Annotated in this window: 15 protein-coding genes; 8 read left to right on the forward strand and 7 right to left on the reverse strand. The window is 63.6% G+C overall.

Annotated features, from left to right (window positions below; translation table 11 throughout):
- Positions 1 to 441 precede the first annotated feature (441 nt).
- Both KA354_09140 and KA354_09145 read left to right on the forward strand, forming a co-directional pair.
- Entirely contained in the window at positions 442 to 1,512 is a 1,071-nt protein-coding gene (locus KA354_09140) for a DUF2961 domain-containing protein (GenBank protein ID MBP7934797.1), read from the forward strand.
- A 53-nt stretch (positions 1,513 to 1,565) separates the two neighbouring features.
- Positions 1,566 to 2,789 carry a VCBS repeat-containing protein gene (locus KA354_09145; protein MBP7934798.1) on the forward strand — a complete coding sequence of 408 codons (1,224 nt, stop codon included), beginning with the start codon at positions 1,566 to 1,568 and terminating at the stop codon, positions 2,787 to 2,789.
- Positions 2,790 to 3,010: 221 nt separating this feature from the next.
- On the opposite strand, the gene KA354_09150 is transcribed toward KA354_09145, so the two are convergent.
- The 4 genes from KA354_09150 to KA354_09165 all read right to left on the reverse strand — a co-directional run bounded on the left by KA354_09150 (position 3,011) and on the right by KA354_09165 (position 8,590).
- The gene (locus KA354_09150) at positions 3,011 to 3,757 is read right to left on the reverse strand and encodes a Fe-S cluster protein (protein ID MBP7934799.1); all 747 of its coding nucleotides are present in this window, start codon (positions 3,755 to 3,757) and stop codon (positions 3,011 to 3,013) included.
- A 58-nt stretch (positions 3,758 to 3,815) separates the two neighbouring features.
- Positions 3,816 to 4,517, reverse strand: coding sequence for a cobalamin biosynthesis protein (locus tag KA354_09155; GenBank protein ID MBP7934800.1), 702 nt, complete (start codon positions 4,515 to 4,517; stop codon positions 3,816 to 3,818).
- A gap of 29 nt (positions 4,518 to 4,546) precedes the next feature.
- Positions 4,547 to 5,365, reverse strand: coding sequence for an ATP-binding cassette domain-containing protein (locus tag KA354_09160; protein ID MBP7934801.1), 819 nt, complete (start codon positions 5,363 to 5,365; stop codon positions 4,547 to 4,549).
- Positions 5,366 to 5,806: 441 nt separating this feature from the next.
- Positions 5,807 to 8,590 carry a CHASE domain-containing protein gene (locus tag KA354_09165; protein ID MBP7934802.1) on the reverse strand — a complete coding sequence of 928 codons (2,784 nt, stop codon included), beginning with the start codon at positions 8,588 to 8,590 and terminating at the stop codon, positions 5,807 to 5,809.
- A gap of 677 nt (positions 8,591 to 9,267) precedes the next feature.
- Here KA354_09165 and KA354_09170 point away from each other — a divergent pair.
- Both KA354_09170 and KA354_09175 read left to right on the forward strand, forming a co-directional pair.
- Positions 9,268 to 12,684, forward strand: coding sequence for a hypothetical protein (locus KA354_09170; GenBank protein MBP7934803.1), 3,417 nt, complete (start codon positions 9,268 to 9,270; stop codon positions 12,682 to 12,684).
- Between the two features lie 15 nt (positions 12,685 to 12,699).
- The gene (locus tag KA354_09175; protein MBP7934804.1) at positions 12,700 to 12,945 is read left to right on the forward strand and encodes a hypothetical protein; all 246 of its coding nucleotides are present in this window, start codon (positions 12,700 to 12,702) and stop codon (positions 12,943 to 12,945) included.
- 143 nt (positions 12,946 to 13,088) lie between these two features.
- Here the strand turns inward: KA354_09175 and KA354_09180 are convergent, their stop codons facing one another.
- Positions 13,089 to 15,383, reverse strand: a complete 2,295-nt coding sequence (locus KA354_09180; protein MBP7934805.1) for a hypothetical protein — start codon at positions 15,381 to 15,383, stop codon at positions 13,089 to 13,091.
- Between the two features lie 151 nt (positions 15,384 to 15,534).
- Complete coding sequence (locus KA354_09185) at positions 15,535 to 17,367, reverse strand: hypothetical protein (GenBank protein ID MBP7934806.1); 1,833 nt, start codon at positions 17,365 to 17,367, stop codon at positions 15,535 to 15,537.
- Between the two features lie 406 nt (positions 17,368 to 17,773).
- Here KA354_09185 and rnc point away from each other — a divergent pair, with 406 nt between their 5' ends.
- From rnc to hisA, 4 genes are all read left to right on the forward strand, one after another.
- On the forward strand, positions 17,774 to 18,502 hold the full coding sequence (rnc, locus tag KA354_09190; protein ID MBP7934807.1) for a ribonuclease III: 729 nt from the start codon (positions 17,774 to 17,776) through the stop codon (positions 18,500 to 18,502).
- A 30-nt stretch (positions 18,503 to 18,532) separates the two neighbouring features.
- Positions 18,533 to 19,258: a deoxyribonuclease V gene (nfi, locus tag KA354_09195; protein ID MBP7934808.1), complete on the forward strand. Its 726-nt coding sequence runs from the start codon at positions 18,533 to 18,535 to the stop codon at positions 19,256 to 19,258.
- A 79-nt stretch (positions 19,259 to 19,337) separates the two neighbouring features.
- Positions 19,338 to 20,585 carry a hypothetical protein gene (locus tag KA354_09200; protein ID MBP7934809.1) on the forward strand — a complete coding sequence of 416 codons (1,248 nt, stop codon included), beginning with the start codon at positions 19,338 to 19,340 and terminating at the stop codon, positions 20,583 to 20,585.
- Positions 20,586 to 20,596: 11 nt separating this feature from the next.
- Positions 20,597 to 21,319 carry a 1-(5-phosphoribosyl)-5-[(5-phosphoribosylamino)methylideneamino]imidazole-4-carboxamide isomerase gene (gene hisA / locus KA354_09205; protein MBP7934810.1) on the forward strand — a complete coding sequence of 241 codons (723 nt, stop codon included), beginning with the start codon at positions 20,597 to 20,599 and terminating at the stop codon, positions 21,317 to 21,319.
- Between the two features lie 210 nt (positions 21,320 to 21,529).
- On the opposite strand, the gene KA354_09210 is transcribed toward hisA, so the two are convergent.
- The gene (locus KA354_09210; protein ID MBP7934811.1) at positions 21,530 to 23,671 is read right to left on the reverse strand and encodes a serine hydrolase; all 2,142 of its coding nucleotides are present in this window, start codon (positions 23,669 to 23,671) and stop codon (positions 21,530 to 21,532) included.
- Positions 23,672 to 23,905: the final 234 nt, after the last annotated feature.

The raw sequence follows: 23,905 nt of genomic DNA on the forward strand, positions 1-23,905 counted from the left end.
ACGCACCAGACGCAGCCACCGACCAGGACGATGGAAAGCAGCAGACGATGCCAGTTCACGGGACACCCCTTTCGTGGTTTGAGGGCCTCCATTGCCCCACACCCACGGCCACAAGGACCGCCCGAATCCGTCCACGCCGGCGAGCACAACCCAGGGGTGATCTCGCCGGAAACGGGGTGATTACCCTAGAAGCCGCCGACTGTCAAGCGACGCCGACAGGCTCTACCCACCTTGGCCCCACCCGACCTTCCCTGTCACCGCTCCAGCCGCTACCATGGTCATTCTTGCGGGCCCAGTCCGCCCGCATCGTTTCGGCTTGGCCCCATTCACGAGAAAGGAGCTCTCATGAAGCTTGTGACCTGCACGGCAACGACGGCCTTGGTCATCGGCCTGCTCACGACCGCATTATTTGCCCAGAGTGCCGAATTCAATGGCCTCCACATGAATATGGGAAATCTATCCAGATTGTCGAATGCCAAGACTCGGTCTATCTCCGCCGAGAACTTCAACGGCGAGAAGGGAAAAGGTGGAATGGCCACCGAGGGCACCGGCAAGAACGCGTCTCGCGACCTGGGACAGGGCTGGAAGGTGTCCCCATCCGTGGGCATCAAGGCCAAGAAGACCTTCACTTTGGCCGAGATCCAGGGTCCGGGTGCGATTCAGCAGATCTGGTTCACACCCACGGGCCACTGGCGCTACCTGATCCTGCGGATCTGGTGGGACGGCGAGGCGGAGCCCTCGGTCGAGGTGCCGATCGGCGACTTCTTCGCCTGCGGGTGGAACGAGTATGCCCAGGTCACCTCGTTGCCGGTGTGCGTGAATCCGGGCAGTGCCTTCAACTGCTACTGGGTCATGCCCTTCCGCAAATCCTGCAAGATGACCGTCGAGAACATCGGCGAGAAGGATGAGACCCTCTACTACCAGATCAACTACACCCTGACCGATGTGCCGGCGGACGAGGCTCAGTTCCACGCCCAGTTCCGCCGCGCCAATCCGCTGGCCTACAAGGATGTCTACTCCCTGGTGGACGGCATCAAGGGCAAGGGCCACTATGTCGGCACCTACATGGCCTGGCAGGCGAACAGCAACGGCTGGTGGGGCGAGGGCGAGATCAAGTTCTACCTGGACGGCGACAAGGAGTTTCCGACCATCTGCGGGACCGGCACTGAGGACTACTTCTGCGGCTCTTACTGCTTCCTGGTCAAGAACCCGATGACCGGCAAGGAGGAGTACCGCGAGTACACCACCCCCTTTGCGGGCATGCCCCAGGTCATCCGGCCGGATGGCGTCTACAAAGCCAACACCCGCTTCGGGCTATACCGCTGGCATATCATGGATCCGATCCGTTTCGAAACCGACCTGAAGGTGACCATGCAGGCCCTGGGCTGGCGTTCGGCGGGGCGCTACCTGCCGCTGAAGGACGACATCGCGTCCGTGTCCTTCTGGTATCAGACCGAGCCGCACGCTCCATTCCCCAAGCTGCCGGGCAAGGACGATCTCGAGGTGAACTGAACGGCTGGGCAAGGCTGAATCACAGGGTATTCAACAGACAGGAGAAGCTGAACATGCCGAGCAACAGACCATGGTTGTGGGTGGTGGCCATTCCGGTCGCCTTTTGGATCGGATCGCTGGCCGCCCCGGCGGCAGATGCTCCCCGAGGCAAGGACATCCCCAAGCCGCCAAAGCTGAACTGGGAGAAGAAGCAGCTGAAGGACGACCTCAACGAGGGCATCGCCGTCGGTGACATCAACAACGACGGCACGTTGGACATCAGTTCGGGCACCAGCTGGTACGAGGGCCCCAGCTTCAAGGCCCGTCCTCTGCGCGAGCTGCAAATCGACAACGAGGAATTCATGACCAGCAACAGCGAGCACCTGTTCGACCTCAATGGCGACGGATTCCTCGATGTCATCTCCGGCTCATGGTTCTCGGACAAGCTCTTCTGGTACGAGAACCCGGGCCCAAAGGGTTTCGACGCAGGCAAAGCGTGGGCCGAGCATCTGGTCGTTGACGGCCAGAACGCCTGCGAGGGCACGCTGCTTGTAGACCTCGACGGCGACAAGGCCCCCGAGATCGTGGTCAACAGCTGGGACGAGAACAAGCCGATGACCGTCGTTCGCATCACCCCGGGCAAAGGCGGGCAGATGCCCAGGTTCATGCGGATCGATGTCGGCGACAAGGGCCATGGGCACGGCATCGTGGTGGGCGACGTCAACGGCGACAGGCGGCCGGACATCGTCGTGCCCAAGGGTTGGTTCGAACAGCCGGCCGAGGGTCCCTGGACTACCAAGTGGAAGTTCCACCCTGGCCTGGAACTCACCCACACGTCGCTGCCAGGGCTGATCGTCGATGTGAACAACGACGGCAAGAACGACATCGTCATCGGGCACGCCCACGACTACGGTCTGTTCTGGCTCGAGCAGGGACCGGCCAAGGACGGCGAGATCACCTGGACCCGTCACGACATCGACCAGAGCATCTCCCAGTATCATTGCCTGATCTGGGCTGATCTGGACGGCGATGGCAGGAACGAGGTCGTCACCGGCAAACGCTGGCGCGGGCACAAGGGCGCCGATCCCGGCTCGGCCGACCCCATCTGCGTGGTACGCTACCTGTGGGACCCGGCCAAGAAGGCGTTTGAACGTGACGCTATCACCTTCAACGACAAGGTTGGCACGGGCATGCAGATTCGAGCGGTCGATCTGAACCGAGACGGCAGACTCGATATCGCCGTGGCCGGCAAAACCGGAACGTACGTCTTGTTCAACAAGGGACCAGCCAGAAAGTGATTCGAGTGTCCTTCGCCGTCTGCGTGTACAGCGAAGGAGTTGAACAACGATCCAACAATAAGACGGAGAAAAGGACGCCCCTCCGGCCTTCTTCTCCCCGTCTTTGTTTGTCATTGTCGGCGAACGGAAGGGGCGAGGACATGCAGGACCGCGGCGGCTGCCCGCCCATTCGGGCCGCCTCACTTCTCACCGCGCATTTCTCACTTCCGCAGCTCGGCGACCTATCCGATGTACAGGCCCTCGATCCGAACCTGTACACCGTGCTTGCCCTTGCTGATGAAGTTGACCAATCCGCTGTGCCGCCACTGAAGCATACACCGCCGAGGCATGAACCAGTAGCGCATCCCGATCTTCAACTCCGCGCGGGTATCCTTGACCAGCCCTTCGTAGGCCTCGGCCGAGTAGTAGCCGATGTCCTTGTGAGCGCCGGCACGTGGGCTCAGCGGGCCGGTCACACACCAGACAATCACGCCGGTCCGCGGCTCGACGTTCATGACCACGCCGCAGTGGGTGATCGGGCATCCGCAGGACATGCCCAGCGGCCGGCCGATGACGAGGTCCCCGCGGGTGATGTTCATCTCGCGGGTGATGAGGGGATTGTGCGGCAGCATGGTCTCGCGCGGGCCGGGCTCGTTCGGGAAGGTGTCGAGCACGAAATCGAAATCGCGGCCAAGCGAGTCCTTGTGGGCCACACCTTCGTGCGCGTCGCCCATTTCGTAGGCGGCGCAGCTTTCCGCGCACGCCGAGGCCTTGACGGCGGGCGCAGCGCAGGCAACGGGCGCGGCGAACTTGGCTGCCGGACGTGCGACGCAGCCCGCTCCATTCTTGTGGGCGCAGCGCTTGATCTCGCCGGGCCGCTCTAGCACGGCCTTGGCGAACTCCGCACAGGACCGCCGGCCGCATAGCCCGCAATCCAAGCCAGGCAGATCGCTCAGGATGGACTGCAGTTCGGGCGTAACACTCGACATGGCTCACCTCTTCCTTCTCACTTCTGACTTCCGAAATCGCCGACGGCGGCATCACCCTTCACTCGCCGCGGTAGAAGATATCCGTATTCAGCGGCCGAACGACACCGAAATGCTGCTTCCAGCCGATCTCCTTCTTGCCGACGCAAATGGTGCAGGTGCCCACCGGCGGATTGCCGCGCAGGTAAAGCGGGTAGTTCACCTCCGGGCTCTGTTCCAGTTGACGAACCAGCGGGTCCACACCAATGCCGTAGAGCGCGTCGGTCTCGATGATCCGCACGCCGGGCACCGCCTCGAGAATGCGAGCCCGAAACACCTCGCGCTCAGCCTGCGAGATCAGGTCAATCTTGGTCACGATGGCCACATCCGCCAGCGACAGCATGGGACCGATCTTGCGCGGCAGATTCATGCCACTGGTCGCCTCCAGCACCACCAGACCCAGCGAGCCCTCAATGTACGGGGAGCATCGCAGGCACAACCCAGCCGTCTCGACAAGCAGGAAATCCGCCACCTCCTCCTCGGCCCATTCGATGGCCTCACCCAGAACCATGACGTTGCAGTGGTCCGGGCACAGCTCGCCCGAGTAGACTTTCTTAACCGGAATACCGAACTCCTCGCCGAACAGAGTGTCCTCGTCGGCGTATTGCACGTCGATCTTCAAGTAGGCCGGGCGCCGACCGTTCCCGATCAACCGGCGAACGACTTGCTTGAGAATCGTAGTCTTGCCGCTCGTCGGTGGACCGGCGCAGATGACTGCTCTCATGCTGGTTTGACTCCTTGTTGTAGCAGGATTCATGCGGCTGGCCGGTAGCCCATGGCCTGCAGCCTCTCGCCGACAACGCTAGCGGTCAGTTGCTCGCCTTCGCGGATCTTGTGACGCAGGTAGAGGAGCAGATCGTCCAGGGTCTTGATTTCCTCAGCGACCAGACGCTCTTCTTCGGCGGTAAGGATGACCTTGCGCATGCCGCCCTGACGCATCACGATGCGGTAGTCGGAGAGCAAGGCGATCCGCGGGTCGTGGGTGACGAAGATGAAGACCTTGCGGTAGGCCCGCAGCAGCTCCAGGGCCTTGGTGCGGTGAATGCCGGCGTTCTCGATTTCGTCCAGCAGGATGATCGGAGCGTTGCCGATGATGACCGCGTCTGCGATCAGCAGGGCCCGGGTCTGGCCGCCGGACAGCTCGGTCATCGGGTTGCTGAGGATCAACGGTTCCCCGGTGAGCTGGTTGGCGAAATCGACCGTCTCTTGTACCACGGCCTCCGGATGCTCCACACCCCGGATGGCGGCGTGGGTCCTGAGGAACCTGTCGACCGGAAGGTCGGAGAGGAAGTTGGTGTGCTGGGAGATCAACGCGATCGGGTTCTTGGAGGGGTCCCAGGCGATCTCCTCCGGCGGCAGCGATCCGTTGATCAGGACGCTTCGCCGGGACGGGGTGTTGCGGTTGGCGAACAGCTCAATATCGTTGATCAGCGTGGTCTTGCCGCATCCGGTCGGCCCGACGATGCTCACCACGTCACCCATATTGAGGGTCACTCGTTCGACCGGCTCTTTCTCGCCGACCTTGGTGCACCCGCCCAGAATCGTGATGCTGTCGATTCGCACGAGTCTCATCTCTCCTGAGTGCGTTTCTGTTGCCGTGTGGCACCGGCGTCTCACCGATGGACCCTCAGGCTCATGGCGTACGTTCCGCCTGGGCCCACAATCGGAGCGTTCGGCAACGCGCAAGCACATTCCTACTCGTCAGAACCTCATCACCGGGCAGGCCCCTCCAGCCTGCCGAGTGCTGGAGAATCCCTCCTGCATTCGCCATGCCAGCCAGAAATAGTCGCAAACACTGCCTGCCAGTCGTGATTCGCACGCTCCCGGAGAATCACATACGCCTGTTCCGTGACATGTCACCGCCGCCCTGTGGCATCGTCTCAGCATCCCATGAGATGTGACGGGGCTATGCCGGAGTCCCGTGCCTGAGGGGCGAGCATCAAGGAGCACCGGGGACCATCAGAGAACTGTTGGAGGCGGCCCTGGTAACCTCTCGGATCCACACAACTCCACCTACTTGGGCAACATGAACGAGAACGTGCATCCCGTTCCGACCTGGGACTGCAACTCGACCTTACCCCCATAGCCTTCGACGATCTTCTTGACGAGGGCCAATCCGATACCGGTGCCTTCCTGCTGATCGCGGGGTGTGAGAGTCTGGAAGATCCCGAACACCTTGTCATGGTATCTGGGGTCGATGCCGGGACCGTTGTCCGTCACGTGGAACCGCCAGCACGCGCCCGCCTCCTCACATCCGATCGTGATCCGGCCTTCCGGCTTGTCCATGAACTTGATGGCGTTGCCAATGAGGTTCTGAAACACCTGCTGCACCCGCACGCGATCCGCGACAACGACCGGAAGCGAGGACTCGACCGCGACGCGGATATGCGGCGGCGGAGAGAGTGATTCGATTACCTCCCGAACCAGGGCATCGAGGTCCACCGGGCGGCGATCCTCCTCGACCCGGCCGATGCGCGAATACTGGAGGATTCCATCGATGAGATTGTGCATCCGTCCGATCCGGCCGTGCATGAGGTCGAGCTTGCGCCTTCCCTCGTCGTCCAGCACCGCCGTGTAGTCCTCCGAAATCCACTGGGCCAACTGGCCAACCGCCCGCAACGGCGCCTTCAGATCATGGGACACGACGTAGGCGAACTCGTTCAGGGCGGTGTTGGCGGCGGCAAGCTGAGCCGTTCGCTGTTCAACCCGCTGCTCCAATTCAGCGTTGAGTCTGTGGATCTCCTCCTCCGCTCGCTTCCGTTCGGTGATGTCGGTATCGCTGCCGCGGTAGCCCCGCAGGCTCCCGTCGGCATTCAGAAGAGGAATGCCGTTGGTGGAGAGCCACGCCTGCCTGCCCTCCTTGGTCACCGCGGCGTTGACCATGTTGACAAAAGGTGCGTGTCTCTCGAAAACCGCAAAGGCGGCCTGTTTGAACGCCTCCCGGCCGGTTTCAGGGTGCAGATCGTAGAAGTGTGTTCGGCCGATCAACTCCTCGGGGCGATAGCCGAGAACGCTCTCAATCACGTCACTCAGATAAGTATAGAGGCCGTTCGGGTCGACTTCCCAGATGAAAGTCCGGCTCTGCTCGGCAAGCTGGTCAAAACGATGCTTGCTCTCCTGCAGATCCGCGGTCCGCACGGCAACCAATCGCTCCAGCTCCTCGCGGCGATGAATAATCGGACGGGTGATCGCAACGACCGCGGCAGTGAGCGCCAGGCCGACCAGGATAGCCAGCCCGCCAGCCCGTTTCGGATACAAACGTGCGAACTCCGGACCCGCGTGGGCGGACACCGCAAAGACCTTGCCAAAGGCGCAGACGGGACGCGTGGTCGCATCTCCCGTGCTGAGGCGGCCGTGATGTCCAGGAGTGGCGGCAAGCGGCTCGGGCTCTGCCCCCTCGCGCCAGAGAGCGAGCTCAAGGTGCGCTGCGCCATCTGCACCCGTCACTTGCAGGAGATCATCCATCCGCAGCACCGCCACGGCGAAGCCGCGCAGGCGGTTCGGTTCATCCAGATCGCTGACCGGTCGAAAGATCACCATTCCCTTGCGGCCACCCGCTCGTTCGGCCAGGAGGATCGGTTCCGTCGCGCTGGGCAGATTGCCGCGAATGGCCGCCTCAATGGCCTCGCGATGTCGTGGTTCGGAACCCAGATCGTATCCTCGGGCGGCTTCGTCGTTCACCAGAGGCGCCACCTGAAAGACAGGATAGTAGACCGCCCGACCGGCGGCCGGCAGCCGGTTGCCCCGGGAGTCCTTCTGCCAGATCTCAAACTCTGTCACTCCCACGAGGTGAGCTTCAGCTTCGAATCGCAACTTCTCTTCGGCGGGCACCGCCGGAATCCACTCCCATGCGTGGACCGTCTGGTTGCGGGCCAGGTGTGCGGCAAACCGCTGGAACTCATCCAGGGTCACCGTGACGCTGTTCTCGTAGAAACTCGCCAGGCTCCCCAGCCCTGTTTCTCGGATATCACGCAACTCTTCGGCGACCGCCTCGGTTCGACTCACGGCCAGCTGCATGAACGCATCGTTGCGCCGGTAGGCCTCACGTTCACTGACCAGCCACGCGGCAAACAACGTCACGATCACGCCAACCACGGCCGCCAGAACGGATTCCAGGCGCCGACCCGGGCTCAGCGACACGCCGGACATGCGGGCGCGTCTCGCCAACAGCAATGTGCCAACCCACAGGACTGCCGTCAGGGCTAGCGCAGACAGGACGGGCGGTATCGCCGCCCTAGCCAGCAACCACTTCCAGGCGCGGGCGTCGACATCGATACCCAGGACGGCCACGACCGCCTGCGAATCACGAATCGGCACCAGGGCCCTGGCCCACGCGCCCCAGCGATCGCGCGAAGGCCCTTCGACCACCTCGATGCCCGGGGCGAAGGCACGACGGCATCCCTCCGTAGCGTTGGCAGAAGCCCGCCTCGGAAAAGCGCCGTCCTTGAGGACAGCCAACTCGCTATCCACCAGTGGCACGATTCTGCCGTCGCCCGTCCGACCGATGAGGTACACGCAGCGGCACCGCGGGTCGGCCGAACAGATCGTCGCCAACTGCGTCTTGAGCCGCTGGTAGGCGGGCGCGCTCGGCTCCATTTCCGTACTCGAGAGGACCTGAATCCGTTCGAGGTCGATTCCCTGGGCCACGAGCCGCGCCTGCCTGAGCAGATCGGCCCGCATCTGGTGATCCGCCTGCGCCGCCATCCACCAGGCCACGCCGAGTGCGACCGGCAGCAGGACCAATGCACCCGCCACACACAGCCAGCGTCGCCTTCGCCCGTCTGGGATCGTGTTCACCGGGATATCGTCAGGCACTGTCGGAGCCCTCGCAGGATGAGGCCGGCGTTTGGCCTGCCTTCGGCATATCCACGCCGGCCGCCGTAACTGACGCTGTCCCTTTGAGTTGTGGCAGGCGAACCAGATGCCAGGCTACCGCCGGAAGAGATGGGCTCGAGCGATGACGTCTGTCGACTGCACCTCGCACCCGACCATCGTGAAGCCACGTTCGTCATGCCGAGCCATGCCTGCTCGGCATCATGCGCCCCACCGCGCACTCCTCTCGACGAAGATGCGATCGGCACTCCGGGCCGCCCGGTCGGTGATCCAGTCCGTGCTACCGCTTCCAACCCCATTGTAGCAGACTCATCCCGGCCACCATAGGATCCGGGCGAACGCTGCGTGACCAGGCTTCGGCGCCACGTCGCGATCATGGCGCTTCTCACCCGCGCAGACCGGCGGGCGCGTGCAGCCCTGCCAGTGCAACCGGACGAGCTTCTTGATTGAGGCCTCTGAGCTGGTGTACTCGCTCGGTGAGCTTGCCTGTCCGGTGTCGCTGCGGGGCCTCGGACTTGATCGGGCAGGGGCCGGGCCTATGATGATCTTGAGCCCTTGAAGGGTATCCAGTTCGTCCGGGGGTTGTCGACCGGACCGATCACATACCCCTAGCGCCGCCCGGGGCGGTAAGGAGATGCCGTATGACTCGACACGTTCTCGCGAGCCTAACCGTTCTTCTGGCTTTCTCGGCCGGTGCCTCCTGGGGCGCCGATTCCGAAGTGCTGTGGCAGATCGGCAAAACCAACAAGGACTACCATGACCTGGGCAACGCTGGCGACGTGTTCGGTGGATACACCAAGGCGTTTCCCAGAGATGTGCGCTTCACCGTCGGCAAGAGTGATCCGGCCAGGGATTTCAGTGCTTCCCATCCCGGACCGCTGGACGCCTGGGCCGGCAACAAGACCCACCCCTTCCGAATCACCTTCGACTTGCAGGGCCCTTCAGCATCCGCATACGAGCTGAGAATCGACATACTCGACACCCAAGGCAGCTTCGGCCCGACGCTGCGGGTCAAGGTCAATGAGCAGAGCACCGAGATCCCGCTGGAACGAGGCGCCGGTGACATGGTGGTGCTCCATCCGGAAATGGGGAAAACCCGGGCCCTCAAGTTCATGATCGCGGGAGCCACGCTCAAACCGGAAGGCAATACCATCGAACTGACCGTGACTCGGGGCTCTTGGCTCCTCTACGACGCGATCTCGCTGGCCAAGCTGACGCTGGAGGCGAATGTCGCACCCAACCTCTCTGTCAAACCAAGCCTTTTCTTCGTCGAGAAAGAAGGCCAGCTTCAGCAGGAGCTGGCCGTTTCGGTCGATCGCCTCCTGACCACGGACCTGGTGAAGATCGAGGTCCGCAGTGGCGACAAGCAGGTCGGGTCCGGTACGCTGGGCAGGCCGATGTTCGGCATCGCCAGCGGACCGCTGCACGTGGCCGAGACGACCACCGAACGAGAGCTCGTCGTAACCGTCTCCGCGGGCTCGCAAGCCATCACCGCCAAGGTCACCCAGAAGCCGCGGAAGAAATGGCGGATCTACTGCGCGCCCAGCACCCACACCGATATCGGTTACACCGCTCAGCAGGAGGCGGTTATCGCCCTCCACAACCGGAACACCGATCTGGCTTTGGAATTGAGCGCCGAGTTTCCACTCTACCACTGGAACCTGGAGTCGTCGTGGGCGGCCCAGATGTGGCTGCGCGATAATCCGCCTTACCGCCATGAGGAACTCTACAAGGCCGCCCGCGAACGTCGGGTCGGGATCGAGACCACCTACTTGAACATGCTCACCGGTCTGTGCTCGGACGAGGAGCTGATCCGCAACATGTATTACAGCGCCCGGCTGCACCGCGAGCATGGCGTGCCTTTCGAGAGCTACACGCTGACCGACGCCCCGTCGCACGTCTGGAGCCTGCCGAGCATCCTGGCCGGCGCGGGCGTCCGCCACATCAGCATCGGTTCGAACCAGACCCGGGCACCCATCCTCAAGCAGAACCTCCATCACAAGTGCCCGTTCTGGTGGGAAGGACCGGACGGGCAGCGGGTTCTGCTCTGGAATACTTCCGGCTACTCCCAGGCCGGCAACATCGGCCTACGCGAGGGCATGGCCCGCATGCGTCAGGCAATCGAAAGCGATCTGATGTGGTGGAATGGGCGCAGCGACTATCCGTACGACGCCATCCTGCTGCACGGGGCCTACTCGGACAACGTGGCCATCGGCCGGGACATCGCCGAGTCCATCACCGAGTACAGCAAGCACTACGCTTACCCCAAGGTCCTCCTGTGCAGCAATGACACATTCATGAAGCACATCGAGAAGAACTTCGCAGACAAGATCCCGGTGGTCCGCGGCTGCGGCGGAAGCTGGTGGGAGGATGGGGCGGGTTCGAGTGCGGTCGAGACCGCGATCACTCGCGTCGCCCATCAGGACATCATCGCCGCGGAGACCGCCTGGGCCGTAGCCACAGGCGGCAAGCCCATTCCGCCATCAACACAAGCCACGTTCGACAAGGCATGGGACAACATCTTGCTCTACGACGAGCACACCTGGGGCGCACACAACAGTATCGCTGAGCCGGATTCGGATTTCGTCACCCGCCAGTGGGCGGTCAAGGCTCAGTATGCCTACGATGCGGCCGACACGAGCAAGCGTCTCCTCGATCAGGCCTTGGTGGAACTGGCCGGGCAGGTGAACGCCTCCGATAACTCGCTGCTGGTGTTCAACCCTGCCGGCCGAACCAGGACCGGCCTCGTCAAGGTCGATCTGCCCCGCGAGTTGGGCATCACCGACGAGCAGGGCGCACTCGTGCCCAGCCAGATCGTGCGGCAGGATGTCATGGACGTGGTCACCAAGATGTTCCGGGCATCCGACGTGCCCGCCGTCGGCTATCGCACGTACAAGTTGATCAAGGAGACGACCAGGCCCGCAGTTCCTCCGCGATTCAATGGCACAGTACTGGAGAACGACTTCTACAAGGTCAGCTTTGATCCGGCCACCGGCGGCATCCTGAGCCTGCTCGACAAGAAGCTCAACAAGGAGTTGGTCGATGCCGCAAGCAAGTACCGGCTCGGCCAACTGGTGTATGCGGCCGGCGGCAAGTGCGTCGACCAATACAACGTCGATTGCCCGAACTTCGCAGCAGTGCAATTCTCCTCGCCGGAAAAAGCCAGGATCGAGGCCGGGCTTGCCGGGCCGGTCTATACCAGCGCTCGGACCGTAGCCAACATGCCCATGTTCCACAGGATCGAACTGGAAACCCTCCTGTACGAGCAGGAGCGGCGGGTCGATTTCGTCGTCCGGCTGAACAAGAAAATGACCCGCGAGAAGGAAGCGGTCTACATCGCCTTTCCATTCGCCGGCGTTGAGCCCAGGTTCCGGTACGAGATCGGCGGCGGCAGCGTGCGACCCAACGAGGACCACTGGCCAGGCGGCTGCCGCGACTGGTTCAGTGTGCAGCGCTGGGTGACGGTCAACACGAGCGACGTCGGCGTGGTCTGGTCGGCGGTGGATACGCCGCTGATCACCCTGTGCGATATGACACCGGGCAAGTGGCTCGACGAACTACCGATCACCAACGGCACGGTGTTCGCGTACGCACTGAACAACTACTGGTTCACCAACTACAAGGCCGGCCAGGACGGCGAGTTCGTCTTCCGCTACAGCCTGACCAGCGACGCCCGAGCTGAGCCGGCCACCGCAACGCTGTTCGGCGAGGATGTGCAATCGCCGATGCGTGCGGTTCGCCTGTTTGCAGGCCGCCGATCACCGAAGCAGCCGACGACGGCCAGCCTGTGCGAGGTGCAACCGGCTAACGTCATCGTCACCGCGGTCAAGCCGGCCGACGACGGCAGGGGCGTGATCGTCCGCGTGCGCGAGACCGCGGGCCAGGCCACCGAAGCGAAGGTCGCGGTCAGGTTCCCGGGAGTGGCCCGGGTAACCGGCTGCGACCTCGTCGAACGGAACAGAGATGCTCTACCGGTGACAAATGGTCAGGTCACGGTGAAACTCGCTGCGAACGCGATGGCCGCGATCCGACTGGAAACGGGGGCAGAACGGCGGTGAGGGCAGGAGATGCACATGCGACCGGAAGACATCCTCGAGTTGTTGCGGCTTCATCCTTTCGAACCGTTCCGGCTGCATCTGAGCGACGGAGCGAGTTACGAGATCTGGCACCCGGACATGGCCATTGTTCAGCGGTCCAAAGTGATCGTGGCGGTGCCCGGCCCCGAGGGCCCCGATGGCCCCGCCGAGGGAGTCGTGCATTGCTCACTCAGCCACATCACGCGGACTGAACCGGCCGACCGCTCCGGCATGACGGCGTGAGAACCCGTCCCGAAAGGCCACGGCCTCGGTTCGATGCCGGCCTGGCTCCGCCTCCGCGGTCTCGCCCGTTGCGATGCGCGAACGTCAACACAGGTCAGACCACCGGGACGGACCCGGTGGCTCACTGCAGCCCGACGCCGGCATCACTCCCCGACGGTCACCGTCTTGGTCACATAGCGGGTATTGTTACGCTGGTCGGTGACCCTGAGGGCGATGCGGTGCTCGCCGGCATCGAGGTTCTCGATTGTGAATGAAACCGACTCGTTGGGCGAATCGAAGATGTCATCCAGAGCCGCCAAAGGGATCCACTTCTCACCGCTGTCCACATTGTAGCTGGCCGCGGTGATCGCCGAGAGGGCGTCGGTCAGGGTTGCGTTGACCGTCACCTTGTTGCGGCCCTCGCCCACGGCCACCCCCAGGGTCATTTCGGGAGCAGTGTTGTCCACGGTGATCGGATCACTGATGCGAGCCTCAGTGAGCTGCGTGCCCGGGGGATTGGTCGGACGATCGTCGGCCAGCACACGGAGTTCGTACTTGCCGTCGGGAACGGTCAGCGAATCCCAGACATCAAACGGCTCCTTCACTTCCTTGGCCTTGCGGATCCACCGCTTGCTGCCCTGCTCGCGGTAGAACACCGTGAACTCGAGCGTGTCCTGGTTGGGATCTTCAGCCTTCCACATGGCCACCCACACGTTGTCGGGTTTCGGGGCCGCGTCCTGCTCTCCGCCGCCTCCGAAGGCGCTGCCGGCCAAAGCCTTCACCTTGGGGGGACCGGCCGGATCTTTGGCCGCTTCCCGGAGCGGCAGGACCTTGAGCTCGGGAATGCGCGGCGGGCGGTTCTCCTCGATTCGCGGGATCTGCAGCCGGCGCAGGATCGCCGTTGCCGCGGGCACGCTACTCTCGAACGTCAACCGGTACTGCAGGAAGCGAGCCCCGGTCGAGGAAATCTGCTGGGGCGAGGTTGCGTCCATCTCCGCAGACCACTCGTCCCACTGCTCTGCTTCTTCGCTGTGGACATTTCCGCTCCGCGTCGCCACGGTCAACTTGGCGCCCTGAGGAATGGTCGCATCCCAGGAGATGCGCCCCCACTTGACGATTTGGGCGGCGTCCAGCGGCTTGCTGACCAGCGTGCCCTTGGAGGCGTAGCCGTCGGACAGCCGGACCAGGGACGAGGGATTGGCGGTGCCGATGATCAGTTCGCCCTTGGGCTGACGGAGAATGCAGGTTGCCTGGTTGACCTTGAGCTTGGCCAGGATCAGGGTCTTTTCATCAGCGGGCGTAATCGCGTAGATCCGCCCTTCGTTGCCGGTGGCCGCGAAGATCGTTCCCTCCGCCTCGGCCATGGCCAGGATCATGACCGGTTCCCGGAAGACTTCGGTTACGAAGCCATCGGTATCGACGCGATAGATGGCATTGCCTTCGCCCTCGGGTCCGGCCGGCCCCGCCGGTCTGCCGACTCGCTTGGCCGCGGCCGCAGCTGTGGCCGCTTTCCTGGCCTCATCCTCGCTGGCCGACGGCTTGGAAGTCGGCGTGGAGTCACCCGGCTTGCTGGGTCGACTCTGAGCGGCAGGTCGGCTCCCCGCCGGCCGCGAGGGCGGGCGGTCCGGCTTGCCGGCGGTGGCTTCGGCGGGAGTGCGCCCGGGGCGCGCGTTCGCGGCCGAGGCCGTAGCAGCGTAGATGTTGCCCTCCTCGTCGAGGACGATCGAGCTGACCTCCGCTTCCTTGGCGTCATAGAGAACGAAGATATTGCCGTTGGCCGGATTGGCGCGGAAGATCAGCCCCTCCTCATCCGTGCCGCCGTAAAGCATGCCATCCGGACCGATGGCCAGGCAAAGGATACTCTTGGGCTTGGGCTTGACCTGGGCGAGGACCTTGCCGCCGGTGCCATCCGCGCTAACGACGAAGAGCTTGGCCTGCGTGCCGGTGGCCATGTAGATCTCACCCGCCGAACCGCGAACCATCGACCAGACATACTTGGCCTCCGGCGGCTCGTAGAACAGCGCGGCCTTGCCGTTGCCGTCGACCGAATACACCTTCGCCTGCTCGCCACCACCGGTACCGGCCAGCAACTTGCCGTCCTTGGCGAACAGCAAGGAGAACACGGTTGGGCTGTCGGGAAGCGTGGCAAACTCGATGACCTTGTCACCGTCAATGCGATAGATGATCCCCTTCGCTCCGCTCGCGGCATAGATCTTGCCGTCGCCGGCACGAGCCAGGGCGTTGATCACCTCGGCCTCGGACCCGGGCGAGTAGAGTACGTCGCTCTTGCGGCCGAGCAGCACCTCGCCGCCGTTGGTCACAACCAGGTTCTCGAGCTCGCCGGCGGTGAACTCGGCCGGTTGCTCGTGGGTCCATGCCTGGGGCTTGACCCCCAGAACAGACGAGTTGAACCCCGAGAAACACACCACCGACACGATCAGGACGAGAGATCGACGCATACGGGACTGTCCTCTTCGATAGAACCGGCCTGACGCGGCTCAACTGAGCCTGATAACAACCGACGCTGCATTCGAGTCTTCACGGCGGAACGCCGATGCCTCGCCGGGCCTCCAACGGCAAGACGCCGGGGCCACACGGCGCACCTTTCGCTCAGTACTCGTTCTTCCGGCCCACGCGGATCCGGAACACCTGCGAGCCCTGAACCTGGAACCCGGCTTCGTGCTGGACGGTCAGCGCCTCGGTGAAGGGCTGCACGTCGTTGCGCCGCGCGTCGGCCACAATCTGCTGGCGAAACGTCGGGAGCTCCGGCATCTCGGTCCTGCCGATGGCCACACCGTTGTCCGGCAAGGTCAGGTGCATGTAGAAACGGTCATCCTGGAACGTGGCCGCCAGGTTGACCGCCTTCAAGGCATCGCTGAGGTTCTCCGCCCGCCACAGCTGCGGTTTCTCCGCCCGGAGGGCGGCCAGATGCCCCTGAACGGATCCGACAACCAGCTGATACTCGCCGTTCGGCAGCTCCCTGGGCAATTCGAGGTCGTAGCTTGACTCCGTATAAGCCGGCTGCTGGAAAAGATGGAACCAGCGAACCCGAACGGTGACCTTCTCGCCGGGCTTGAAGCTCGTCCGCACCAGCTGGGCCCGCTCCATCCGGGCGGCCTTGGCTCCCGCCTCGATGTTCACGTCCACCTTGACCTTGGCGACCTTCAACTGGCCAAAAGAGGTATTGGTCAACGTCATCACCGGAACGAGGATGTCGCTGACCATGCTGGCGGTGCCAACCATACTGGTAAAGTTGGCGGTCTTGAAGGTACCCAGGCCCTCGAACTCGACAGCGACGCTGTATTTGACCACGTGCTCCTCGGGCAGGCCGCTGTGCGAGAAGATGCTTTCCTCCACCCCGCTGACCAAGGCGCTGGCCGCGTAATCGCGCTCGCGGACAACGTTGTACTTGAACACCTGCCGGCCACGAATGTCGTTCACCGTTACCTCCAGCGGGGTGGTCTTCGGCATATCGCCGACAACACCGAACACGCCGCTGCTTTCGTCGCCCCAGAGCGTACCCACGGTTCGGAGGGCGGCGCCGAGCTTGTTCGAGCGAGCCACGGACGGAATCACCGTGTGGATCATGCCGGTTGCCAGGGGTAGCTCGGTAAAGCCGGTGCTTGACATCGAATGGCCGAAGCCCAGCACCTTGTTGCCGATCACCTCGGTGCAGGTTCCCAGAGCCTCCATCATCATGTCACCAGTCATGATCGGGATACAGAGGGCCGAACCCGGCTCGAGAACGACCTGATCCGCGGACGGCGCGGAAGCCGCAGAAGTACTGGGCCCGCCGGAGGCCACCAGCGTGAAGCCCTTGGGCTCGAACCGCTCGCGCAGCCGGGCAAAGGTTCGCTCGCTGGCACCGGAGACCATGATCGGCATCAGCAACGGACGCAACTGGTCGGAAACGCCCGGCGACCGGACCGCGGGGCGGGCATGCGCGCAAATCTCGTCGTTGAATACGCTGAACCGAGAAGACGCATCAATGGGCTCGCTGAAAGAACGGGCCATCAACTCGCCGATCGGAATGCCCCGACCCAACACTGAGGACGCACTGCTGCTCGCGTCGCCCAAAATGGGAACGATCGGCTTGGGGCGCTTCTGAGGATCACGCACGGCCGGGATGGGCAGCATCTGGGTAATCGGCTGGATGCCGCAGATGGGATCCTTGTTCATCGACCACCCATAGGCCACCGCCCCGATCATCCGGTCGCGGCCGGTGGCATCCTTGATGTAGCAGGGCGAACCACTCATACCCCCAATGATTCCGGTGTGCTCCAGATTCAAACCCGAGCAGCGAGCCAAAATCACGTCCTGTTTGGCGTAGAAGGCGTTCCGCATGACCGAGATGATCTCGACGTTGAACGTCTCGATCTTCGTACCGGACATGATCGTCCGACCATGACCCTTCATGCCAGGCTGCAACTCATCAGGGGACATGTAACGCGTCCTGTCCACCTCTCCGACGAGCATCGACATCCGAGAAGGGGGCCCCAAGACCAACGCGAGGAAAGCAAGAATCAGGGCAACAGCCCACCGAGCCACACCGCGCATATCGATCCTCCCTGGCTGCCGCCCCCCGGTGCGGCACTCTAGCCTGTAACCCCTCGGGCTGCAACCGTCGCACCCCTCCATTAACCCTCACCCCGCCGATAACCACCCGCTTTACACAGCTTCCTCAATTTGACGTATCGGCCAGCCGATCTTACGATATTGGACAATTGAATCTGCGGTTCGCCGGTTGGCCGTCGTGCTCCACCGGCAACCCCCTGGCCTGTCGCGAAGCCCGCACCCTGTCGCGTGCGGCTTTCGCCACCGGCCTGGCGAAGATGACCAGGTCTTTCCCGTGAACGAGCAACAAACCCTGCAAGCGGTGCAGGAAGCGATCGGCTATCGCTTCTCCGACCCGAATCTCCTGCTCACCGCCCTGACCCACGCATCCAGCACCGACTCCCGCGTCAATAGCAACGAGCGCCTGGAATTCCTGGGCGATGCGATCTTGGGCGTGGTGGTCTGCGCGAATCTCTTCGAAACCTTCCCCGATTACCTCGAGGGCGAATTGACCAAGATCAAATCCGCGGTCGTCTCGCGACGAACTTGTGCGCGCGTGGCCCGGGATCTTGACCTCCACCACCACCTGCTCCTCGGCAAAGGCATGAGCGGCCGAGCCCAATTGCCCGATTCGCTCGCCGCCGCCGCCCTGGAAGCCGTGATCGCGGCCGTCTACCTCGACTGCCGCGATCTGAACCGGGTCCGCCAATTCATCCTCGACACCACCTCGAAGTACATCCGCGAGGCGAGCGAATCCGCCCATCAACGGAACTTCAAGTCACAGCTCCAACAGTATGCGCAGCAGGTACTTGGGGCTACTCCGAACTACGAGTTGCTGGACGAAAAAGGCCCCGACCACAGCAAGTGCTTCGAGATCAGCGTCGTCATTCGGGGGCACCGGTACGGCAGCGCCTGGGGACCCTCCAAGAAGGAGGCCGAACAGAAGGCCGCCTACACCGCCCTCCAGGAACTTGCAGCCCTCGATCCCTCAGAGGAATACGAGCCGGAGCTGGAGACGGGGTGAGCACGAGCATGAGAGGGGTGACGAGCCCAGATGAAGATTCCCTCACCCGTCCACCGCTGGTCCATGACCCCCAAGGCTGCCGTCCGGCTCCAGCAACGACTGGCACAACGGGTCAGAATTGAGCCTCTTCGCCCCGACATCCGCGTCGTGGCCGGCGTCGACATCGCCTTCAGTCCCGATGGCAGGCACGCGCTGGCAGGCGTCGTGCTCTACGATCTGCGGGAGTCGTGTGTGACCGAGACACAACTCGCCTGGCGCCCGACGAGGTTTCCGTACGTACCCGGCCTACTGAGCTTTCGCGAGGCCCCAGCCGCCCTGGCCGCCATTCGCAGACTCCGGCAGGAACCAGACGTCTTCCTCCTCGATGCTCAAGGCATGGCCCATCCCCGTCGACTCGGCCTGGCCAGCCATGTCGGCCTGCTGCTCGATCGACCGACCATCGGGTGCGCCAAGAGTCGGCTGTGCGGCCAGCATGACGATCCACCCGCCGCCGCCGGGCGATCCGTGCATCTTTTTGACGATCATGAGGTTATCGGTGCCGTCCTCAGGACCCGCCCACATGTCAAGCCCCTCTACGTGAGCGTCGGACATCGCGTCACGCTGGATGACGCGAGCCGCGTCGTGATGGCCTGCGTGACCCGGTTTCGCCTTCCCGAGCCAACCCGCCGAGCCCACATGCTCGTAACCCGACACCGCACCGACACTCCACCTGGGCTCTTCCGCCAGCATGACAGCGACCGCCAAGCGGCCCCTTGACCTTCAGTCCGGTCCGACGACAATCATGAGGTGTGTCCGTAGGGACCGGCCGCAAGTCTCCCCGCCGGGAGGTTCGAATATGGTCAGGGACCCCCTCGGTCTGGGACATCATTCGGGTCGCATGCCCCGCGTTCTGCTCCGCACTTGCGGTGCCATACTCCTTGTCGCGCCAATGACTTGGGCTCAGCCCGCAGCCCAACCTGCCACCCAGGCCTGCCCCAACGACGTCGTCGTGGTCGAGGCCGAAGGGGAGGGCATGGACAAGGAACAGGCGACCAGAGCCGCCTTGCGCGCCGCCCTCGAAAGGGGCGGCAAGGTCGAGATCTTCTCTGAAACGAAAGTGGAGAATTTTCAGCTAATCCACGACACGATCCTCAGCCGAGCCCTCGGCCTCGTCACCGACTTCAAGGTCCTGCAGGAGAAACAGATCGTCGGCGGTACTTGGATGGTGAAGATCAGGGCTCAGGTTTCCAGGAGCCTGCTCAGGGAGAACTGGGCCGCCATTAAGAACCTGCTGAACCAGGTCGGCCGACCCAAGATCATGGTGAACATCCTGGAGACGATCGATAGCAGGCCTGAGAAGCAGAGCATCCTTGAGACCAAGATTGAGGAACGGCTGCTCAAGAGCGGTTTTGACCTGGTCGCCCGCGCGGCCGTCGACGTCACCAAGCGAAAGGAACTCGACGACGCGGTGGCCACCAACAATGTGGCCAGAATGCAGGCGTTGGCCAAGGACAGCGAGGCACACATCTTCATCGTGGGCACCGCGAATGCCAACCCGGCCGGCGTCGAGGAACCCTACGGCGTCAGGATCGCCTTCTACAATTGCGACGTGCAGCTCAAGGCATACTACACGGACAGTGCCAAGATCCTAGCCAGCAAAGGCATCCCGGTGACCCGTGGCGGGGCCCAGGGTCACAAGGAGTTCAGCCCCCAGGCCGGCAAGATGGCTCTGGACTTCGCCGGGCAGGCGGTGGTCAACGACCTCTATGCCCAGGTCATGGAGCAGTGGGCGACCCAGATCACCGGGGGCGGCGAGCTGATCCTTGAGATCCAGGGAGCTCACTTCAAGGTCGCCAACGCCCTGAGGAAAGCCGTCGCCGAGCTGAAGGGCGTCAACAGCGTGAACATGAAGCTCACCAAAGGGATCGCTTCGTTCCACATCAACGCCAGGATGTCCGCTCAGGACCTGGCCGAGAGACTCAGCGAAGGTGAGCTCGATCGATTGATCGAGATCCTGGACCTCAAGCTCAACCGAATTCAAGGCAAGGTGAGGGGCGAAGCCACAGGCGGCAGCGAGAACAAGGGTGAAGTCAGGGAACAGTGAAGGAGCCGCTAATGGACATCCTGCCGGCCATCGATCTGCGGGAAGGCAAATGCGTTCGTCTGCTGCAAGGAGACTATGCCCAGCAGATCGACTATGCCGATGACCCCGTGGCCGTGGCCAAGACCTTTGAGCAAGCCGGGGCCCGGTGGCTGCATGTCGTCGACCTGGACGGTGCCCGCGAGGGGCGGTTGTGCAACCTGCCCGTCATCGAGCGGATGATGAAGGAGACGTCGCTCAAGCTGGAAGTGGGCGGCGGTCTGCGCGAGGTCGAGGTGATTGAGTCACTGCTGGCCAGCGGAACGGCTCGTTGCGTGGTCGGTACCAAGGCCCTGGAGGACTGGCCCTGGTTCGATGCCCTGGTCCACCGCCCGAGCTGCGCCGGGCACATCGCCCTGGGGCTTGACGCCCGCGAGAACCGCCTGGCGGTACACGGCTGGACGAAGGAGCTCCGCGCGACCGCCCTTCAGGTGGCCGAGCGGGTCATGGAGTGGCCGCTGGCCGCAATCATCTACACAGACATCGGCCGCGACGGTATGCTCCTCGGCCCGAACATCGAGGCCACCAGGATACTGGCCGGATACTCGAAAATACCGGTCATCGCCTCAGGCGGCGTGACCGACCTGAACGACGTCCGCCGCCTGGCCGGCCTGCCTCTCCTGGGCATCATCATCGGTCGGGCGATCTACGAGAAGCAGATCAACTTGGCTGAGGCCATTGGCGTCGTACGCGGATAAGGGCCTGGCATCGGCCCTCGCCCATCCCGTGCCGATCACCCGCCCTCTCTTCGCCGCCCGCCCCCTGCCGGCCCAATCCGCATCGTCCTTCGCCACCTGGCGGAGCGGTGGGCCAGGCGGGAGGTATACCCGGCGAGCATCGATATCGGCGTGAAGCCCATGGGCCTGCGCTGCGCCCCTCCTTGCCCGCGGCCGCCAAGGGGCCCCTGCTCACGGTTCCCCGGTGGCCGCCATCACCGCCTCCCACAACCCCCTCCCGCCAGCGGCGTTGGTCATGATCACCAGACCCGAGCCGCGTTGCCGGTCGAACTCGCAGTAGCAGCGAAAGCCGGTGCCGTTCGAACCGCCGTGATGGATGCGATCTCCGGACTCGGTGGCGTCCATCGCCCAGCCCAGGCCCCAGTAGAGGTCCTTCGAAAGCCGCTTGCCCGAGCGAACGATCGACTCGCGACCTTCAGCCCGCGTGGTCCGGGTGAGCATGGCCTTGATCGACGCCTCGCTCAGCGAGTGGGGCGCGGATCGGTCTTGCCGGATCATCTCGATCAAGAAAACGGCGTATTCGGCCGGAGTGCAGTAGAGCGAGAAAGCCGAGTTGGGCTCGCGGTACAACGGGCGCTTGGGTCGGACCTTGCCCTGCTCGTCGTGACCCGCGGCCGCGAGCTGGTCAAACCGGTCCTGCCATGCGTAGCTACTGGCCGTGATCCCGAGCGGATCGAAGAGTGTTCGCCGGAGATACGGTTCCATCAGCTCGCCGGTGATGCGCTCGATGACCCGCTGAAGGTACAGGAACCCCTCGCCCGAGTAGGTGAACTTCGTGCCCGGATCGTGCACCAGGGTCAACGGCCCCCCGGCGGTCAAGCCACCCTTCCGCCAGTTGGGCAGGCCGGTCCTGTGCGAGAGCACCATCCGCGCGGTGATCAGCAGGTGCCGGGGCTCGTCGGGCAGATACGGCTTGTCAAGGTACTCCACGAGCGGTCGGTCCAGGTCCAGTTTGCCTTGCTCGACAAGCTTCATCGCTGCATAGGCAAAGGGCAGCTTGCTCATGGAGGCGGCCTCGAAAACGGTCTGGCCATCCACGGGCCTGGGCTTGTCCGCGCTGCACACGCCGTATTGCCGCTCCCAGGAAATCCTCCCGTTCTCGATCCCCACGATCGACACGCCGGGAACCTTGTGCTTCGTCATCAGGCCGGGCACCAGCCCATCCAGCCGTTCGGGTAGCCACACCTCAGGATCCGCCGGCCGGCTCGCGCTCGCTTGCGTCTGGCATGCAGGCATGGCTTCGATCAGTCGCCGCACCAGACCACCGAACTGGGGACGACTGACCCGCCAACCGTTCTTGACGTCGGTGTCCACGCGATGGACGATCACGAGATCCCAGGCCGGAACGATGAGGATGTAGTGCCCGCCGGCACCACGGGCCGAGTAGCTCCCCTTGGGCAGATCCACGCCCTCCAGGTGCTGACCGTGCAGCTCGGTCCACCACATGTACCCGTAGCCGCCGCGAGCTTCACCCTTCCCGTCGGTGACCGCCGAATACGTGCGGAGGCTCTCCGCAACCCAGTCGGCGGGGATGATCTGGCGTCCATGCCACTTGCCGCCACGGAGAAACAGCAAGCCAAACCGGGCCAGATCGCGGGCGGTCATCCGGAACGGATACGCCGGATGCAGCGAAGAAACACCGGGCTCGTCCACGGCGTCCTCCGGGCGCAGATCTTCCATCTCCAGCGGCTCGGCAATCAGACGCCGGAAGTCGTCGCCGACCCTGGATCCCGTGACGCGCCGGTAGATCGTCCCCAGGACGTTGAAGTCCCAGTTGTTGTAATACCAGAAGGTCCCGGGGGCGTGGCTGCCGCGCGCCGGCCGGGCTGCCTTCATGCTCTCCGTCTCGTAGTTGGCCGGGTGATAGACGCCGGACCTCGCTCGAAGCAGATCGGAGATGGTAGCCTGCTTCTCGACCGCGGTCAGGCGCGGCTCGCTATCGTCGATCCCGAGTTCCGCCATCGTCTCGCCGAGACGGATCTCGCCCGCACGAACCCGAATGCCATACAGGGCGCTGAGCAGGCTCTTGCGCATGGAATGGATGTTGTAGCGTTTCTCGGTTTCACCCCATTCATGAACCACGCGTCCGCGCTGCACGATCACCACCGCCGCCGACCCGATCGAGTCGGCGTACTCCCGGGCGCCCTGCAGGGCGGTGGGGGACCAGCCATACTGTTCCGGCGGACCGGGCTTTTCCCAGTGCCGGCCCGGGTAACGGTCTGCGTCCCGGGTCACGGTAGGCGGCTTGGGGCCGCAACCTGAGCCAAAGAGTGACAGGAGCGTTGCGGTGATGACGATGCGGACCATCCTCATGGCGCAGAATCCCTTTCCAGTATCCCCCATCCGCCAAGGTATACCCGACAACACGATTCCGCAAAGGCCTTCCCTGGGCAACAGTACTGTCGTTGGCCCGAGCCGACCGCCGTCAACGCCAACACGACCGCCGCCGGCCGGTCTCAACAGCGGCATCAAACGTGGTCCCGCAATCGCAAGATCTTCGCGATCGCCCGACCGGGAAGGACAGATGGGCCGGCCACGTTTTCTCCC

Source organism: Phycisphaerae bacterium (assembly GCA_018003015.1).
Lineage (GTDB): Bacteria > Planctomycetota > Phycisphaerae > UBA1845 > PWPN01 > JAGNEZ01.

Excerpts from the sequence above, each read along its gene's own strand:
- KA354_09140 (MBP7934797.1), top strand. The coding sequence starts at position 442 with ATGAATATGGGAAATCTATCCAGATTGTCGAATGCCAAGACTCGGTCT.
- KA354_09145 (MBP7934798.1), top strand. The coding sequence starts at position 1,566 with ATGCCGAGCAACAGACCATGGTTGTGGGTGGTGGCCATTCCGGTCGCC.
- KA354_09150 (MBP7934799.1), bottom strand. The coding sequence starts at position 3,757 with ATGTCGAGTGTTACGCCCGAACTGCAGTCCATCCTGAGCGATCTGCCT.
- KA354_09155 (MBP7934800.1), bottom strand. The coding sequence starts at position 4,517 with ATGAGAGCAGTCATCTGCGCCGGTCCACCGACGAGCGGCAAGACTACG.
- KA354_09160 (MBP7934801.1), bottom strand. The coding sequence starts at position 5,365 with ATGAGACTCGTGCGAATCGACAGCATCACGATTCTGGGCGGGTGCACC.
- KA354_09170 (MBP7934803.1), top strand. The coding sequence starts at position 9,268 with ATGACTCGACACGTTCTCGCGAGCCTAACCGTTCTTCTGGCTTTCTCG.
- KA354_09175 (MBP7934804.1), top strand. The coding sequence starts at position 12,700 with ATGCGACCGGAAGACATCCTCGAGTTGTTGCGGCTTCATCCTTTCGAA.
- KA354_09180 (MBP7934805.1), bottom strand. The coding sequence starts at position 15,383 with ATGCGTCGATCTCTCGTCCTGATCGTGTCGGTGGTGTGTTTCTCGGGG.
- KA354_09185 (MBP7934806.1), bottom strand. The coding sequence starts at position 17,367 with ATGTCCCCTGATGAGTTGCAGCCTGGCATGAAGGGTCATGGTCGGACG.
- nfi (MBP7934808.1), top strand. The coding sequence starts at position 18,533 with ATGAAGATTCCCTCACCCGTCCACCGCTGGTCCATGACCCCCAAGGCT.
- KA354_09200 (MBP7934809.1), top strand. The coding sequence starts at position 19,338 with ATGGTCAGGGACCCCCTCGGTCTGGGACATCATTCGGGTCGCATGCCC.
- hisA (MBP7934810.1), top strand. The coding sequence starts at position 20,597 with ATGGACATCCTGCCGGCCATCGATCTGCGGGAAGGCAAATGCGTTCGT.
- KA354_09210 (MBP7934811.1), bottom strand. The coding sequence starts at position 23,671 with ATGAGGATGGTCCGCATCGTCATCACCGCAACGCTCCTGTCACTCTTT.